At 57.8% G+C, this 14,044-nt stretch carries 11 protein-coding genes; 5 read left to right on the top strand and 6 right to left on the bottom strand.

From position 1 onward, the window contains the following. Nucleotides 1-550 precede the first annotated feature (550 nt). Nucleotides 551-1,699, bottom strand: a complete 1,149-nt coding sequence (locus N2A41_RS29690; protein ID WP_260111639.1) for a site-specific integrase — start codon at nucleotides 1,697-1,699, stop codon at nucleotides 551-553. A 190-nt stretch (nucleotides 1,700-1,889) separates the two neighbouring features. On the opposite strand from N2A41_RS29690, the gene N2A41_RS29685 reads away from it, so the two are divergent. Beyond that, nucleotides 1,890-3,020, top strand: coding sequence for an RHE_PE00001 family protein (locus tag N2A41_RS29685; protein WP_260111638.1), 1,131 nt, complete (start codon nucleotides 1,890-1,892; stop codon nucleotides 3,018-3,020). 460 nt (nucleotides 3,021-3,480) lie between these two features. Further along, on the top strand, nucleotides 3,481-5,259 hold the full coding sequence (locus N2A41_RS29680) for a hypothetical protein (protein WP_260111637.1): 1,779 nt from the start codon (nucleotides 3,481-3,483) through the stop codon (nucleotides 5,257-5,259). A 26-nt stretch (nucleotides 5,260-5,285) separates the two neighbouring features. Here N2A41_RS29680 and N2A41_RS29675 read toward each other — a convergent pair whose 3' ends face one another. Next, on the bottom strand, nucleotides 5,286-5,435 hold the full coding sequence (locus N2A41_RS29675; protein WP_260111636.1) for a hypothetical protein: 150 nt from the start codon (nucleotides 5,433-5,435) through the stop codon (nucleotides 5,286-5,288). A gap of 597 nt (nucleotides 5,436-6,032) precedes the next feature. On the opposite strand from N2A41_RS29675, the gene dcm reads away from it, so the two are divergent. Genes dcm through N2A41_RS29660 form a run of 3 tightly spaced genes read left to right on the top strand, consistent with a single transcriptional unit; the run spans nucleotide 6,033 to nucleotide 8,970 of the window. After that, entirely contained in the window at nucleotides 6,033-7,301 is a 1,269-nt protein-coding gene (gene dcm, locus N2A41_RS29670; RefSeq protein ID WP_260111635.1) for a DNA (cytosine-5-)-methyltransferase, read from the top strand. Next, nucleotides 7,294-7,749: a very short patch repair endonuclease gene (locus N2A41_RS29665; RefSeq protein WP_260111634.1), complete on the top strand. Its 456-nt coding sequence runs from the start codon at nucleotides 7,294-7,296 to the stop codon at nucleotides 7,747-7,749. The genes dcm and N2A41_RS29665 overlap by 8 nt, the downstream gene beginning before the upstream one ends. A gap of 3 nt (nucleotides 7,750-7,752) precedes the next feature. Beyond that, nucleotides 7,753-8,970 (top strand): type II restriction endonuclease, encoded by a 1,218-nt coding sequence (locus N2A41_RS29660; protein ID WP_260111633.1) that lies wholly within the window; start codon nucleotides 7,753-7,755, stop codon nucleotides 8,968-8,970. A gap of 3 nt (nucleotides 8,971-8,973) precedes the next feature. On the opposite strand, the gene N2A41_RS29655 is transcribed toward N2A41_RS29660, so the two are convergent. The 4 genes from N2A41_RS29655 to N2A41_RS29640 form a co-directional block, all read right to left on the bottom strand. Beyond that, nucleotides 8,974-9,621, bottom strand: coding sequence for an HNH endonuclease (locus N2A41_RS29655; RefSeq protein WP_260111632.1), 648 nt, complete (start codon nucleotides 9,619-9,621; stop codon nucleotides 8,974-8,976). A gap of 202 nt (nucleotides 9,622-9,823) precedes the next feature. Beyond that, the gene (locus N2A41_RS29650) at nucleotides 9,824-11,434 is read right to left on the bottom strand and encodes an ATP-binding protein (protein ID WP_260111631.1); all 1,611 of its coding nucleotides are present in this window, start codon (nucleotides 11,432-11,434) and stop codon (nucleotides 9,824-9,826) included. Then, a complete protein-coding gene (locus tag N2A41_RS29645) occupies nucleotides 11,431-11,859 on the bottom strand; it encodes an EcoRII N-terminal effector-binding domain-containing protein (protein ID WP_260111630.1) in 429 nt (142 codons plus the stop codon). The genes N2A41_RS29650 and N2A41_RS29645 overlap by 4 nt, the downstream gene beginning before the upstream one ends. A 10-nt stretch (nucleotides 11,860-11,869) precedes the next feature. Further along, the gene (locus N2A41_RS29640; RefSeq protein ID WP_260111629.1) at nucleotides 11,870-13,759 is read right to left on the bottom strand and encodes a DEAD/DEAH box helicase; all 1,890 of its coding nucleotides are present in this window, start codon (nucleotides 13,757-13,759) and stop codon (nucleotides 11,870-11,872) included. Nucleotides 13,760-14,044 lie beyond the last annotated feature (285 nt).

The following is a 14,044-nucleotide window of genomic DNA, read 5'->3' as shown; positions in this document are numbered from 1 at the left end:
CCCATAACCCGTTTCTTGCCAGTGGCGGTTTGAAGCGAACAATCGAAAGAATTCCGCCGATGGCAATAGGCCCCGATTCTGTCAGCCGGGCAAGAGTTTTTTGGTTAACAAGCAGTTAATACACCGACTGGTCCTTCCCGTGAAATCGATGGTTTCGAGCCTCGCATCCATGGAAAACAAAGAGTTATCTAGCTGTCCGAGAGAAACTTCGATTCCTCTCCGGCGTTGGAAAAGCGCAAGCCAAGTGATCGCTTAATCCGGCCGTAGTAACTCTTGCCGCGGAACACATTGAGATCTCGGCCGAATCGACCTGTTTGCCAACGAACTTTTTTCACTACGGAGCAGAGCGGCGAGGGGAGCTCTCACTCAAAGCACGCGCCGTCTCGGGATTGAAACCGTCGACCTACTGATCGAACTCCTTCGCGAGGGTGGGGGCTGTGGTTACCTACTCTGTTAGCAAGTTTTGGCGCGAGGTGCTCACGCAAATAGGCACACTTTAGCTCGAGCGGGAGATCTTTCGTTATCTTCGGACACAGAACAGACGCCAGCGTCATAGCATACGGGCGGCGCGTCCGCTTGGACGTGTAGCGTTGTTGTAGTAGTTCGACGCCTGTTGCACTGACCGATGACGCGACTGTTCCATGGCTTCGAGGAGCGGGATGTTGCGGATGGCCGCCTCAGTGAGAAATCCCGACCGCAACCCGTGCGCCGAAAACTCCCCCGGTTCCAGCCCAGCCATCTCCGCCCGCTGCTTGAGGATCGCATTGACCGACTGCGGATCGAGCCCCCGCCGCGACACCGTCCCCCATCGCCCGATCGCCCGAAACACGCTGCCGCTGTCGATCTTGGCTGCCACCATCCACGCATTCAGCGCCTCCACCGGCCGGCCCGTCAGATAGACGATATCGTCCTGCTCGCCATTGCTCGTCTTGGTGCGACCGAGATGGATGGCGAGAGAGGGGAGGGGGGCGCCATTCTCGACTGGAATGGGCGGCTCGACGGTCAGCTGTTCGCGCCGCAGCCCGGCGATCTCGCTGCGCCGGCGGCCGCCGGAGGCAAAAGCCACCATCAGGATCGCCCGGTCCCGGAGATCGCGCAGACTGTCGGTCGCGCAAGTCGCCAGCAGTCTTGCCAGGACGTCACCGGTGACCGCCTTGGCGCTCTTGCGACCCCGCGTCCGGGGGACGGCGCGCACCGCAAGACGGATTGCAGATTTCACAGAAGGGGAGGTGAAGGCCCCGTCAAAACCGCGCCATCTGGTCAGCGTCGACCAGTTGGCCAGCCGCCGCCGCACCGTTGATGGCGCATGCGGGCCGACGGATTTCAGAAACCCCTGACTTCGAAGGTTGTCGTCGACCTCGGCCGGCATGCCGTGATCGGGTGCGGCCGCACGCCGTTCTGGATCCCAAAGGTGGTGGGCGACGAACTTTAGCAGCAGCGCCTCGGGCGCCGGCCAGGGCAGCGAGCGTCCGGTCGCCGCCAGTCCCCAGGCTTCGAGATAGGTCAGATCCGACGTCAATGCCCTGAGGGTATTGTCGCCCATGCCCTGGTTGACGAGATGGCGCAGCGTTTCGACGTCGTGGTCGGTGAGCAGTTCGGCGAGTTCGTCGCGGCGCTCGATCGGCAGCACCGCGGCAATGGTGTCGAGTTCTTCGGCGCGGCGCTCGACGGCGGTCAGTGATTTTTTGGGTTTGGCCACGGACGCTCCAAAATAGCGGGTTTCGGCGGCCGCTGGGGCCGTGATTTGCCCCGATTCTTGCTGATTTGGACCTCGAAATCAATCTACCATCGATAACCAGTACTTATCGATGGTTAGCGCCTTAGCCGTCAGCCATACCATGTGAGGAACCTTAATATTTAAATAGAGTTCCTTTAGCAAATCATTTACCATGATTTCAATGCCTTATGATCTCGCGAAAATCAGCATGACAGCCCTGTTGCGACCGGCTTTTGATGCCGCGCTCGCGCTCACGCGTCTGGACGAGCGCATTGCCCGATCACCGGTCGGCGCGGGCTTCCTCGAAAGATCCCAATTCACCGATGCCTGCGCCTCGCTGTGGATCGACGGCGAACTCGTCCATCTCGAGGACCTTGTCCTTCACGACGCTACAAGGGATATCCGCACCCCCACCCATGAGCTCACCATCGCCCGTGACGTTTTGCGCACCCGCCGGCGCATCGCTGCGCAGTCGCCAGATTGGGCGCTGTCCACCGATGGGATTCGGACGCTGCGAAAAACCTCGGAGATCACATCGGCCGACGCAGACGAGGCGACGACCGCCGATGCTATCCGGCCGGTGGTCGCGAACGATCCGCAAGGGGAGGGGGAAGACACCGACGACGTCGAAAATCTACCCGGCGTCGACTATGCTGCAATCGATGCGATCCTTGCGCGCTCTGACGCCTCGATCGAACGAGCCAGGAAGCCCGGCCGGGCTCCGGCCGATCCGCTGATCTATGATCTGGATTGGGACGAAGACGCGCGGCTCGAGGAATGGCGTGGTGTGTTGCGGCAGGCCGAAAACTTCCCCGCGGCGCTGCAGGCGATCATCGCCCTCGATGCCTGGAACGAGCTATCTGTCCTACAGCATGCGCACTGGCTCGGCCGGTTGTTATGCGCCTCGATCTTGCGAGAGGCCGGCATCACCACCGGCGCTCATCTCGCCGCCATTAATCTCGGCCTCAAAACCATTCCCGTCGATCGACGCCGCCATCGCGATCGGGAGACGCGGCTACTCGCCATCGCCCACGGGTTTCTGGTGGCCGCGGAGATTGGAATGAAAGAGCATGATCGGCTGGTGCTGGCACGCACAATGTTTAAGCGAAAGCTCGAAGGCCGGCGGACATCTTCGAAACTGCCGGAGCTGGTCGAGCTGGTTATGGCAAAGCCGCTGGTGTCGGCAAAAATGGTGGCGGAGACGCTAGAGGTGACGCCGCAGGCGGCGCGGCGGATTGTTTTGGAGCTGGGCTTGAGGGAGATGACGGGGAGGGGGAGGTTTCGAGCGTGGGGAACAACGTGATCGTGTTTATTAATTCGATAGAAACGGGGACCCGGAAGCCGGGAAACGAAGTGAAGTGCGTCTGGTGAGCTTTCCAGATTTGCCCCGGCCGGATCAACAGGATCAACGGACGTATCCCCCCAAAAAAATTGCGTTCAAAAACATGAAATTAATTCATAGGAGCAGAAATGAGGTGTATCTCACGCAACGTATCTTGATGAATTGTTGATGGCCAATGAACTTGAAACGCCGCTGCTCGGACGAATCTACGGCGACAGCACCATCGGATTTGTTTCTGACGCACTCGACAATCCTTGTTGTCGGCGAGGGCGATTTCGCGCCGGGGGAACTCGCTTATGTCGAACCTTCTCGCCCGTGCCTCTACCTCACCATTGGTGCTTGCGCGGGATATGGAGTGGCTGAGGCAGGCGGTTGCCGACAAGGTTTCGCTAGGCCGGCGCGCGGGCGCTGCTGAGGGAGCATGACATCTGAAGAACGGGAAATCATCCGGGAATTTCTGGACGCTCTGGCCCTAGAGGAGGAGCACGTCAGGCGTGATGTTGCCACGGATCATCTTGGCATTGCGTTTCGTACAGCTCTCAATGAGCTTGACTGGTATGTCTGGAATTATGCGCAGCAACAGGAACCGAGCGAAGATCAGGAGGAGCAGTATTATCTGATCTCGCTCGGCGTGGCCCGTCTTATCCGGCTGATGCTGGAGATTCACAGCAACTTTCGCTTCCCCGCATTCACCATTCGCCGTCAGAGTGGGCCGTTCCGCCGTGTTCTGAGGGTCGTTACACATCTCGGCTTCATTCAGCACGGACGCCGGGTTGTGGATATGGCTTTTGCGGGTATTTGTCAGGCGACGCGCGCCACCGCCGGACGATTTGAGTTCATACTTCCTGCCGGGATCGTCAATCACGGTGCCGTTGAGGAGGACATCAGCAGTCACTTTGTCCGCGAAACTGCACGTGTACGACATGAGTACATGCAGAAGCCTGAGGGCCGCAATCTGCAGACCGTTGTCGATAACCTGCATCATGAGACAGTGTTTGTCTTCCGCGAGCATTTCATCGGCTATGGCGCCGATCCTTTGCTCGACCGGCACTATTTTCAGATCGCGTGGAGCGACCTTAGAAATGCGAAGGGATTCGATTCATTCAATGAGCTTCGCGAATTCGGCGGGATTATCTATTTAAAATACACGCTGGCGGCCGCCGTCGTGATTTCGCTGTGTCTGAAGCACGAAGCCTTCTGCTGCGCCCTTGTGAAGAAGCATCCGGAAATCCGCATGGAGGACATTCTGACGATATCCGCGGACCGAGCCGGCTTTATCGAGTCTATTCGCGAAGGCCTCGATCACTTCGGGCGCGACTTTCTGCACTACACTCCTACAACCACTGAGCAGGCGGAACAGATTTTTGATACGATCACCGTTACCCGCCGAAATGCTGATCTGTTGGATGGCGCTTTCCCGGCTCTGCCATGCATTATCGAGTTTGGTCATAGCGGGATCGTGAAGTGCCTGGCTGGGAGATATCGTCAGATGGAGTTCTTGTTAAAATCCCTGAGGCGTCTCTATCCAAGGGAGTGCGACGCCTACCAGCAGCTTAGAGAGGCATCGTTTCAGACCGCCGTGGAGGGCCTTCTCGGGTCGTCGTTCCCTGACCTGGAAATGCGTCGGAATATCAAGTTGCGCAGAGAGGGTAGAGAACTCACCGATATTGATCTGACCATTATCGATCGTGCGCAGGGTCATCTGCTGCTTGTTCAGCTGAAGTTTCAAGACATTGCGAGCGCCGATTTCAGGGTTGAAGCCTCTCGTATGGGACGCTTTCGCGATGAATCGGTCCGCTGGTTGGACACCGTAGCCAAGTGGTTGAATACGACTGACGAACAGACTCTCCGATCAACGTTCCGAATCCCTCGGGGTATGCGCATTAACCGTGTCCGGAAGCTGGTTCTCGGTCGGCATCATGCATGGTCGCTTCGATCCGTTCGCCTCGATGATGATACCGTCTTCGCCTCGTGGCATCAGCTGATCAATGCCGTGATGCTGATGAAGCAGCAGCAGGGTGACTTCCGCACGCTGAACGGTCTTCATACGATTCTGCGCACCTACATCGTGAACACGCCGGATCGGTACCATCGTGACGAGGGGACTGTGGAATACGTTCTGGACAGCATGAAGTTCGCTGTTGTCCAAGCCGATCCCACAGAATTTTCCGTGCCTGTTGCTAGGGTCGACGAATCGTGAAACGAGCATGGTCACTGCTGACAATTTCAGGTATCCGCCAGTATGGTGGAAACGCCGGCTATGATGACGATCCAGAGGCGGTCTATCGGTACGATAGCGACGTCGCCAATCATCGACAGGTCGGGCCCGGTGATGTTTACTGGCTCTTCGAAGAAATGGCCGTTCTTGCATGCCAAGGGGGTGATTTCGTCAAACGACGCTTGATGTTCGTTGCATGGCAATGCGGACAGCGCATCCTGTCCTTCTGACCTACCCTTCGAGAATGCGTTCGATTTGGGCAACGCCCAGTACTTCTGTTCGTGAGCGTGAAGACAGGTTTTATCGGAATCGATCCTGTCACACGCCGTATCTCTTTTAATCCAGCCTGCCTTTATAACGGTTACGTGGCCTATGATGGAGCACCACTTTTAACCAATGGCACCAGCGGACCGGATTTCCAAGCCCTTACGGAACGCTGGAACTTCTATCTGGCGATGCGAAATACGACCCCATCTGCTTAGCTTTTGAAGCAAAAAGCGATCCGCCAACAGAATGCATTCGAGCGATACCATAACACCATGGCTCGTGGCGTGCGTCTCAACTTCCCTAAACGTTGATGAAAGTCTTTGGGCTTGCACGAGAAGCTGGACTGTAGTGCGCGCCATAGCGTCCCAACGACAAAAGCTGTGCAGGCGGCGAGAAAAGATGTGAACATAACGAGAACATTTATTGTTTGTAAGGAAGAATAATGTCAATCTGTCAAAAATTGACCCAGAGAATGATTCGAGAATGTCATGCGAGCAAGAAAACGGACTGAGTTCAGCAGGTTGATGGAGCAGGCCGGCCTTACGATGGAGGAAGCATCCGAGCTTCTGGGCGTTTCATCCCGTACGGCACGCCGGTATGAAGACGGTACGACCAGCGTTCCCAAACTTGCCTCGAAAACACTCCGGGCTGCCGCCGATCGACGGCTCGGGGAATGCGATGCCGGCAAGGGCGACTTCCGCTTCATCGACCTGTTCGCCGGGATAGGCGGGCTCCGACTGGGTTTTGAAAGCATCGGCGGACGTTGCGTCTTTACGTCCGAATGGGACCCCCATAGCCAGCAGACCTATTCGCTGAATTTTCCTGACAATCATCGCGTCAACGGGGACGTGCGGGAATTTTCGAAGAATCCGGACTTGATCCCGGAGCATGACATTCTGCTTGCCGGCTTTCCGTGCCAGCCGTTCTCCTTGGCAGGGGTTTCCAAGAAAAACTCGCTTGGCCGACCGCACGGTTTCCTGTGCGACACGCAGGGAACGCTGTTCTTCGATACGGCCCAAATTATTGCCCATCACCAGCCAGCTGCGTTCGTGCTGGAAAACGTCAAGAACCTCGAAAGCCACGATCAGGGCCGCACGTTTGCGACCATCATGAATGTTCTTCAAAACGAGCTAAAGTATCATGTCCAGTATCGCGTCATCAGCTCGGAGCCGTGGGTGCCGCAGAAGCGGGAACGGGTCTTTATTGTGGGTTTCCGCGATCCGACGCAGTTCGATTTCAAGGGCCTGAAACTGCCGCCTGCGAAAAGCGGCCCGAAGCTTGGGACCATTCTCCAGCCGCATGACGAGGTTGATCCGAAGTACACTCTTACCCCGCGACTGTGGGAATATTTGCAGGGCTACAAGGCGAAGCATCAGGCAAAGGGTAACGGGTTCGGATACAGCCTGTTCGGACCGGATGATGTAGCCCGCACCCTGTCTGCCAGGTATTACAAGGACGGGTCCGAAGTGCTGATCGACCAGCCGGGCAAGCGGCCGCGACGGCTCACACCGCTTGAGTGCGCTCGGCTGATGGGTTTCGACCGGGGTGACAGGCGTTTCCGGATAGAGGTTTCCGATACCCAGGCCTATCGTCAGTTCGGCAATGCCGTTGTTGTTCCCGTTGTGGAGTTCGTTGCCGAGGCGATGAAGCCACACATCGAGACGGCGCTTGCCGCAAGCCGGGAATATCCAGTGCTTTCTGGCCCGGCTTTTCCCGTGACACGTCCTGCTCCCCCTCTGGCAGCCATACATGGCTGACATTGTTACCCCGGAGGTCCGCAGCCGGATGATGGCTGGCATCCGGGGTAAAGACACGAAGCCAGAGCTGACGCTGAGACGTGGTTTGCACGCCGCCGGGTTCCGGTTCCGGCTGCATGATCGCACCCTGCCCGGAAAGCCCGATATCGTCTTTCCGAAATACCGTGCTGTTCTCTTTGCTCACGGATGCTTCTGGCACGGGCACGATTGCCATCTGTTCAAATGGCCTTCCAGCAGACCTGATTTCTGGCAGGCCAAGATTCACAGAAACCGGGAGGTTGACGCCCTTGCCTCGGCTGCTTTGCAGGAAGCAGGATGGCGTCAGGGAATCGTCTGGGAATGCGCGTTGAAAGGTAAGGCCCGGTTGCCGATCGAGACCGTCCTTTCCGAGTGCGCGGCGTGGCTTAAGTCCGATATTCCGTTTTTCGAGATCAGGGGGAGCGCATAGGTCATGCGGCGGGGGCTGCTTTCAGATTATTTTGACGGCGTGGCGTTCAAGCGGCTGAGTGCCGTCGAGGCCAACGTCTTGCGTTCCAACCAGCACGAATTCAACAGCTCGAAGCAGCTCAAGAGCTTGCTCGGGACGCCTGACCGGGTGCAGTACCAGGCAATATTTGTCTGGATCGGTGGTGAGCAGGAAGCGCTGTCGGAAGAGGGATTTCTGACCTGGTATCAATCCCGAAAGCCGCCCAGGCGGGAGCACAGGCTATATTTTCCGACAAACGCAGTATGCGAGGCCGCCGCCGAAGGCGACGTGCTGTTTATCGCGAGGCGCACGGATAATACGCTCATGGCGATTATTGTCCCAGGAGACAGCACTATCCAGAACCAGTTGCTGTGGCTGTTCGGACTTGAGGCGCAGCCGGCCTTGCAATTTGAATCACTGGAAATTAGCAAGGACAATGCCGCCGAGCTGGACTTTACCGCGCGATATATCCTCGACGAACTCGGGATCGAGGTCGAGGAACCGGAGGCCGATCGTCTCGATACGCTGATCGAGAAATTCGGGCTGGTATTTCCACCGACCCGCGTCCTGTCGGAACTCGCCCGGACCTCACTTCCGCAAGTTTCGGCCGCCGATGATCCGGATGCCGCCCTGATGGCATGGATCGACATGGAAGAGCAGCTGTTTCGCCGCCTGGAACGGCATGTAGTCGCAGACCGGATCAAAAATGGCTTCCATTCTGACGAAGGCACCGACGTTGACGGCTTTATGGGTTTTTCCAAAAGCGTCCAGAATCGCCGTAAGAAACGTGCGCGCCTCGCACTCGAACATCACCTGGAGGCTGTCTTTTCTGCCCACAAACTGCGGTTTGATCGTGAGGGCGAAACGGAAAACCGCAACAAGCCAGACTTTCTGTTCCCCGGACAGGAGGAGTACCGGAACCCAGAATTCCCGGCCGCACGCCTCACGATGCTCGGGTCCAAATCGACACTGAAAGACCGCTGGCGTCAGGTACTCTCCGAGGCCGAAAGGATTACGACAAAGCATCTGTTGACGCTGGAGCCGGGTATCTCGGAAAACCAGACCGACGAAATGCGGGCGAAGCAGCTTCAGCTGGTTCTTCCGCAATCGCTCCATTCGACATATCGAGAGAGCCAGCGTGGGTGGCTCATAACGCTTGGCAACTTCGTGGAACTGGTGAAAGAGCGCCAGCGTGCAGAGTAACCGTCAGTTGTCGTGCGTCGAAGCGAGCATTTCGCGGAGATCATCGACGGAATAAGGCGGGTTCCGGCGATGAGCGACCGAATGGCAGTTGGGACAAAGAGGCGTCAGGTCCGTTCTCGGATCGATGATGTAATCTTCCCCGAGCTGCGAAACCGGCGTGACATGGTGAATCTCTATCAGTCCGGCAGCAGCTGAGCCATAGCGCTCCCCCATATCCAGCTTGCAGGCCTTGCAGGAATAGCCATGAATCGCGAGAGCGGCAGCACGGTTGCGTCGATCCCTCTCGTAGCGATTCACTTCGATGCGGATCCTTGCTCCCTCCGGAAGGCCCGACAATTCAACAGACGCCTCAGCGCCATGGACGTCAGCCTCCACTGGCAGCAGTGCCAGAAGCGCCGCCGCGACCCTGGAAGTCCAGAGTTCGACCTGACGTATATCCTCTTCAGCGTTGCCCTCATTGATCGCCAGCATTCCCCGGCGCACATCAAGGCCAAAGCTGCGCCACTGCGTTTCCCAGATTGCTGAATCATCCGGTGAATATGTCGCGCCATTGATGGTGAGAACGATTTCGGCATCCGCATCGCGGCAAACGTCCAGTACCGCCCGGAAGGTACGACGGCCGGTCTCGTCTGCCGATCCCATGGCACTCATGAGATCACCGGCAAAGTTGCCGGGCCGGAAATGCACATCCAGCCTTCGCCATCCTATCAGAGTCCGGAGCGTAAAGGTCTGGCCGGGAGGATAACCGGCCGGCTGGAATTCGAGCCAGCGCGTACCGTCGTTGTCCCGACCCTCCCGGCCGGAAAATTCCAGCCCGGTTTCAGCGGAGATCCGCTCCGCAAGCGAGCGTGGATCAGGCGACATCCTTATCCACGTCCGGTTCGGGCAGCGTTTCGACAAGCTTCTCAAGGATACGCGAGACCTCGAAGCGCATGTCGCGGAACATCGAGGCTGTGTGATCCTGCACCGTCGAGAGTTCCGCAACGGCCAGCGCCCACATCAGCGAGTCAAGACCCTGCATGGTCACACTGCGATTTAGGTTCGGAATGTAGACCTTCTGGTAGTAGGGGTGACTGGTGTTGAGCTGAATACCCTTATGCCCCTCGATCAGCACTGGCTGGAACAGCAAGCCATTGTTGATCCCCTCGACCGGCTGCACGAAAACTTCGCCAGGTCTTTTGGCGGACGTTATCGTCAGCTTGAGCCGGGTCGTGCCGTGTTTGTTTTCAACGATGGCTTCACCGGTATTCGGGTCCGCTATGTTGACCTTCGGTCCGCCGGCGGCCGCCTCACGATTGCGAATGTTGTTGTTGGAGGTGTCGTGTGCACCCTCGCCCTTCTTGGACAACAGTTTCTGCTGTCCCTCGCGTGACCGGTTGTTTGCCTCGCGGCGTGGCGCAGTCAGGAACTCGCTTTGCAGCCAGCTGGCCAGATCATCGTTGAGAATAATCTGGGACTTCTTGATATCCAGATGGAAGGCATCATCCAGCTTGTGGTCGAACGAAAATTCGACGCGCAAGCCGGTCAGATGTGGCTCTTTCTGGTAAAGGCCGAGCCAGTCGGCATCATGGATCAGGCGGTTTTCGCGATAGATGTATATGCCCTGCCGGTCATTCGAAAGCTTCGCGGCTGACGCAGCGGCATCGTCCGGGAATTCCTCACGCCTGGGCAGGATGTACGCCCGCGCCGTGAACGAAGCCATTCGCTCATCCGGCAGCTCTGTCTCAATGGTTTCATTTGCAACCAGTTCGGAGAGTTTTGACTGGAACGGGTCCCACGCCACGACAGCTTTCCCGTTCAACTCCATGGTGACGTTTTTCGCACGATCATCGTCCGGATCAAGGAAGCGTTGGTAGACCATGGAAAGATGCTCTCGCAGACCATCTTCCTTTGCCTTGAGAGCCTTCCGTGCCGGCGCACCTGACTTGTCCTGATAATCTTTGATCAGGCGATCGACATCCTCCCACAAAACAACGGTGCCTGCGTGACCGGGAGCCACGGCATCAAGGGTCTCCAGCGCTTCCGGATCGCATTCCTCGTTCAGGAGAAGCGACCATTTGTTGACCTTGGCGACATGGTACAGATCCCAAGTCGCCATCAGCGACGGGGTATTGCCGTCCGGCCGGGAAATCACCGACAGTTTCCTGCAAAAAGCCGTTGAGGCGGTTTTCAGGCCAAGACCATATTTGCCGAGGCTGGCGGCGCTGGGGCGTGCTTTCGAGCCATACTGCATGGCGTTGATCAGGCCATCCCGGTTCATGCCGTCGCCGTTGTCTGCGATCATCAGACGGATGTTGCCGCGCAGATCGGCGGCTAGCCAGAGCTGAACGTGGGTGGCGTTGGCCGCAATGGAATTGTCCACGATATCGGCCACGGCTGTATCGAACTCATACCCCGTGTCACGCAGGCCGACGATAACCCGCTCCGGGTCCGGAGGTAGTTCGATTTCCTGAATGCTGCTCATCTTCCCCCCTGAATTTCGATTACGCGCCAGCCCGTACCGAGCTTGAGGACGCCCTTTGCCCGTTCTGCCTGCTGCTTGCGTTTATGGGTAATGCGATACCGGTCATCGTCATCTCTCACCAGAATGATTTCGTCACCCGGAACCAGATTTGCTTGGCGAATGTATTTGGTCATTCTGGTCAACCGGTACTCGTTACGTGTACCGTCAAAAAACTTGTTGTTGTAATAGATGAAGGCAAATTCCCAGAAAGTGCCGCCATCATCCACAAAATTCAGGTGGCATCTCGGGTTATACTGGCTCGAGTCTAGGCGAGGAAAGAACGACAGCAGCCGTTCCTCCCTCGGAACCAGGATTCCGGCCTGATGTGCCCCGGTGTCACCCGTGTCGTTAGCGCTCAGCGCTTTTGCAATTGTCTGCTCTGCCATATCCTGCCCGTTAAGCCCCCTTCGATGGCGACCGCATCAGCGCCGCGACGATATCGCCGTAATCATCTTCCCGCCCTTCGAGACCCACGACCGCAGTGCCAGAAATTGCTCTCTTGCGTGTCAGTCGTTCATCCACCACGTCCTCGACCGTATCGGCTACGAGTAACCGGTGAACTGTCACAGGCAATAGCTGGCCGCGCCGGTGAGCCCGGGCAGACGCCTGGTCCTCCAGCGCCGGATTCCATTCCGGATTATAGTGGATCACATGGTTGGCGGCTGTAATATTGAGGCCAGCGCCTCCGGCCTTCGGGTTCAGCACTAGCCCTGCGGCGCCCTGGACGGCGCTGAAGCGGTCAATCAGCGGCTGGCGATCGTCAATAGACAGACGACCGTCGATGACGCCGGCAAACGCTCCGAAACGGGTCTTGATGTGCCGGGCGATCATATCGGCCATTGCCGTAAATGACGTGAAGATGATCACCTTCTCGCCACGTGCGAAAATCTCTTCCACGATCTCATCCATGCGCCGGAACTTCGTGAAGGACATGGGATCGGCCGTGGCAGCATTACCGCTCATCAGGTCCGGGTGAGCGCAGAAGCGGCGCAATGATGTCAGCGCGACCAGCGTGGCGGCCGCACCATATTCCGCATAGATGCGCTCGCGCTCGGCGTCATAGGCCGCTATCTCGCCTTCATCCAGCTCAACCACCTGCGGAATATCGATCCGTTCGGGCAGATCCTGCGCTACCTCGGCAACGCGCCGGCGCAACATAAGCGGCGAAACCAATGGCTCCAGCTTTGCCGCGCCATCAACATCATCGGCATATTCCGAGCCGAACTTTTTTGCGTCACCAAGATGACCAGGCAGGACAAAATCCACGATCGACCACAGATCTAGCAGCCGGTTCTCGACAGGTGTTCCGGTCACGGCCAGGCCAGCCTCACGCTGGAGTCGCTTTACGGCTTTGGTTCGCTGGGCGTCGGGGTTCCGGATGAACTGAGCCTCGTCCAGCACGATCACCTTCCAGAGGATCATGTTGAGCAGGCTGTTGTCTCGCACTGCATTGTCATAAGAGGTCACGACAACATCGTAATCCTTCAGCTCAGAAGGCCGGCCTGTTCGAAGGGCTCCATGATGCTTCAGCACTTTCAGATGTGGCGCGAACTTTGAAATTTCCCGTCGCCAGTTCTCCAGCAACGAACCGGGGCCAATGATCAGAGCCGGCCGCAGTGGGGTCCCACCGGAATCGCTAAGCGCGCTGATGATTTGCAAGGTTTTGCCGAGGCCCATTTCGTCGGCAAGAAGGCCGCCGACACCCTCTGCCAAGAGGAACTTCAGCCAGCGCCAGCCGGAAATCTGGTATGGATAAAGGGTTGCCTGCACCCCGGCCGGCACATCGTCACCGGCTGGTGTAAAAGCGAGCGGTGAAATCGCGTGATTAGCTGTCCGGTCCTCGATTGACGCTCCGGCGCTGGCAGCCTTGCGAATGGCAAGAAAGGCCTTGAGGGAGGCGGCTTCACCGAGGGCTACGCCGGTGCTTTGCATCAGCTCCCGGATTTCTGCGCTGGCTGCCGGCTCGATCGGATACCACACACCTTCAGCCAACTTGTGGCCGCGTTCCAGATCAGCGAGATCAAGAGGGACTTCCACGCCCCGGCCGGTGGACGTGATGCTGTAGGAAGGAGCTTTGTTATCGCTGCCTTCCGAGATGGTCAGGGTTGGTACAAGGGGGTATCGCGAGGGACGGAGGCCATCGACGCTAGTCGGTATCCAGTCGGCCGAGGGCCGCTTTTCGACGAGAGCGCTGTAAATCTCGTCGGCAGACAGAAGACGTGTATCCCCGGCCTCGTCGATGAGCGAAAGTGCACCTTCCTGAATTTCCCATCCTGGCGTCGCCATAGTCCCCTGAAGCTCAAGTATATCCGTGGCTTAATATATCGATTGCAAGACCTACATGAAAGGCGCAGCGCACGAATTCGGCTGCAGAAATTCGACGTCTGCTGCTTTCGAGGGACAGGTCGCATCCGGCTGAACGGTCACGCCGTCACATGAGCGCCTGACGGGGGGAAGTCGGTCCCGCCTCCCTTCGGGTCACTATGTTGAGGCTCCTGCGGCTGCCCCGTTTCCCGTCCGTGCGCGACGAGAACTCCCGAAAGCCCGCCCTGCGGGCGTCGCTATGCTGAT

It is taken from the genome of Rhizobium sp. SRDI969 (assembly GCF_025152725.1).
Lineage (GTDB): Bacteria > Pseudomonadota > Alphaproteobacteria > Rhizobiales > Rhizobiaceae > Rhizobium > Rhizobium leguminosarum_I.
The sequence above is the reverse complement of the archived record's forward strand: the minus strand, read 5'-3'. Positions and strand labels throughout refer to the sequence as shown.

Coding starts and splice junctions, on each gene's coding strand:
- N2A41_RS29685 (WP_260111638.1), top strand. CDS start 1,890: ATGATTTCAATGCCTTATGATCTCGCGAAAATCAGCATGACAGCCCTG.
- N2A41_RS29680 (WP_260111637.1), top strand. CDS start 3,481: ATGACATCTGAAGAACGGGAAATCATCCGGGAATTTCTGGACGCTCTG.
- dcm (WP_260111635.1), top strand. CDS start 6,033: ATGCGAGCAAGAAAACGGACTGAGTTCAGCAGGTTGATGGAGCAGGCC.
- N2A41_RS29665 (WP_260111634.1), top strand. CDS start 7,294: ATGGCTGACATTGTTACCCCGGAGGTCCGCAGCCGGATGATGGCTGGC.
- N2A41_RS29660 (WP_260111633.1), top strand. CDS start 7,753: ATGCGGCGGGGGCTGCTTTCAGATTATTTTGACGGCGTGGCGTTCAAG.
- N2A41_RS29655 (WP_260111632.1), bottom strand. CDS start 9,621: ATGAGTGCCATGGGATCGGCAGACGAGACCGGCCGTCGTACCTTCCGG.
- N2A41_RS29650 (WP_260111631.1), bottom strand. CDS start 11,434: ATGAGCAGCATTCAGGAAATCGAACTACCTCCGGACCCGGAGCGGGTT.
- N2A41_RS29645 (WP_260111630.1), bottom strand. CDS start 11,859: ATGGCAGAGCAGACAATTGCAAAAGCGCTGAGCGCTAACGACACGGGT.
- N2A41_RS29640 (WP_260111629.1), bottom strand. CDS start 13,759: ATGGCGACGCCAGGATGGGAAATTCAGGAAGGTGCACTTTCGCTCATC.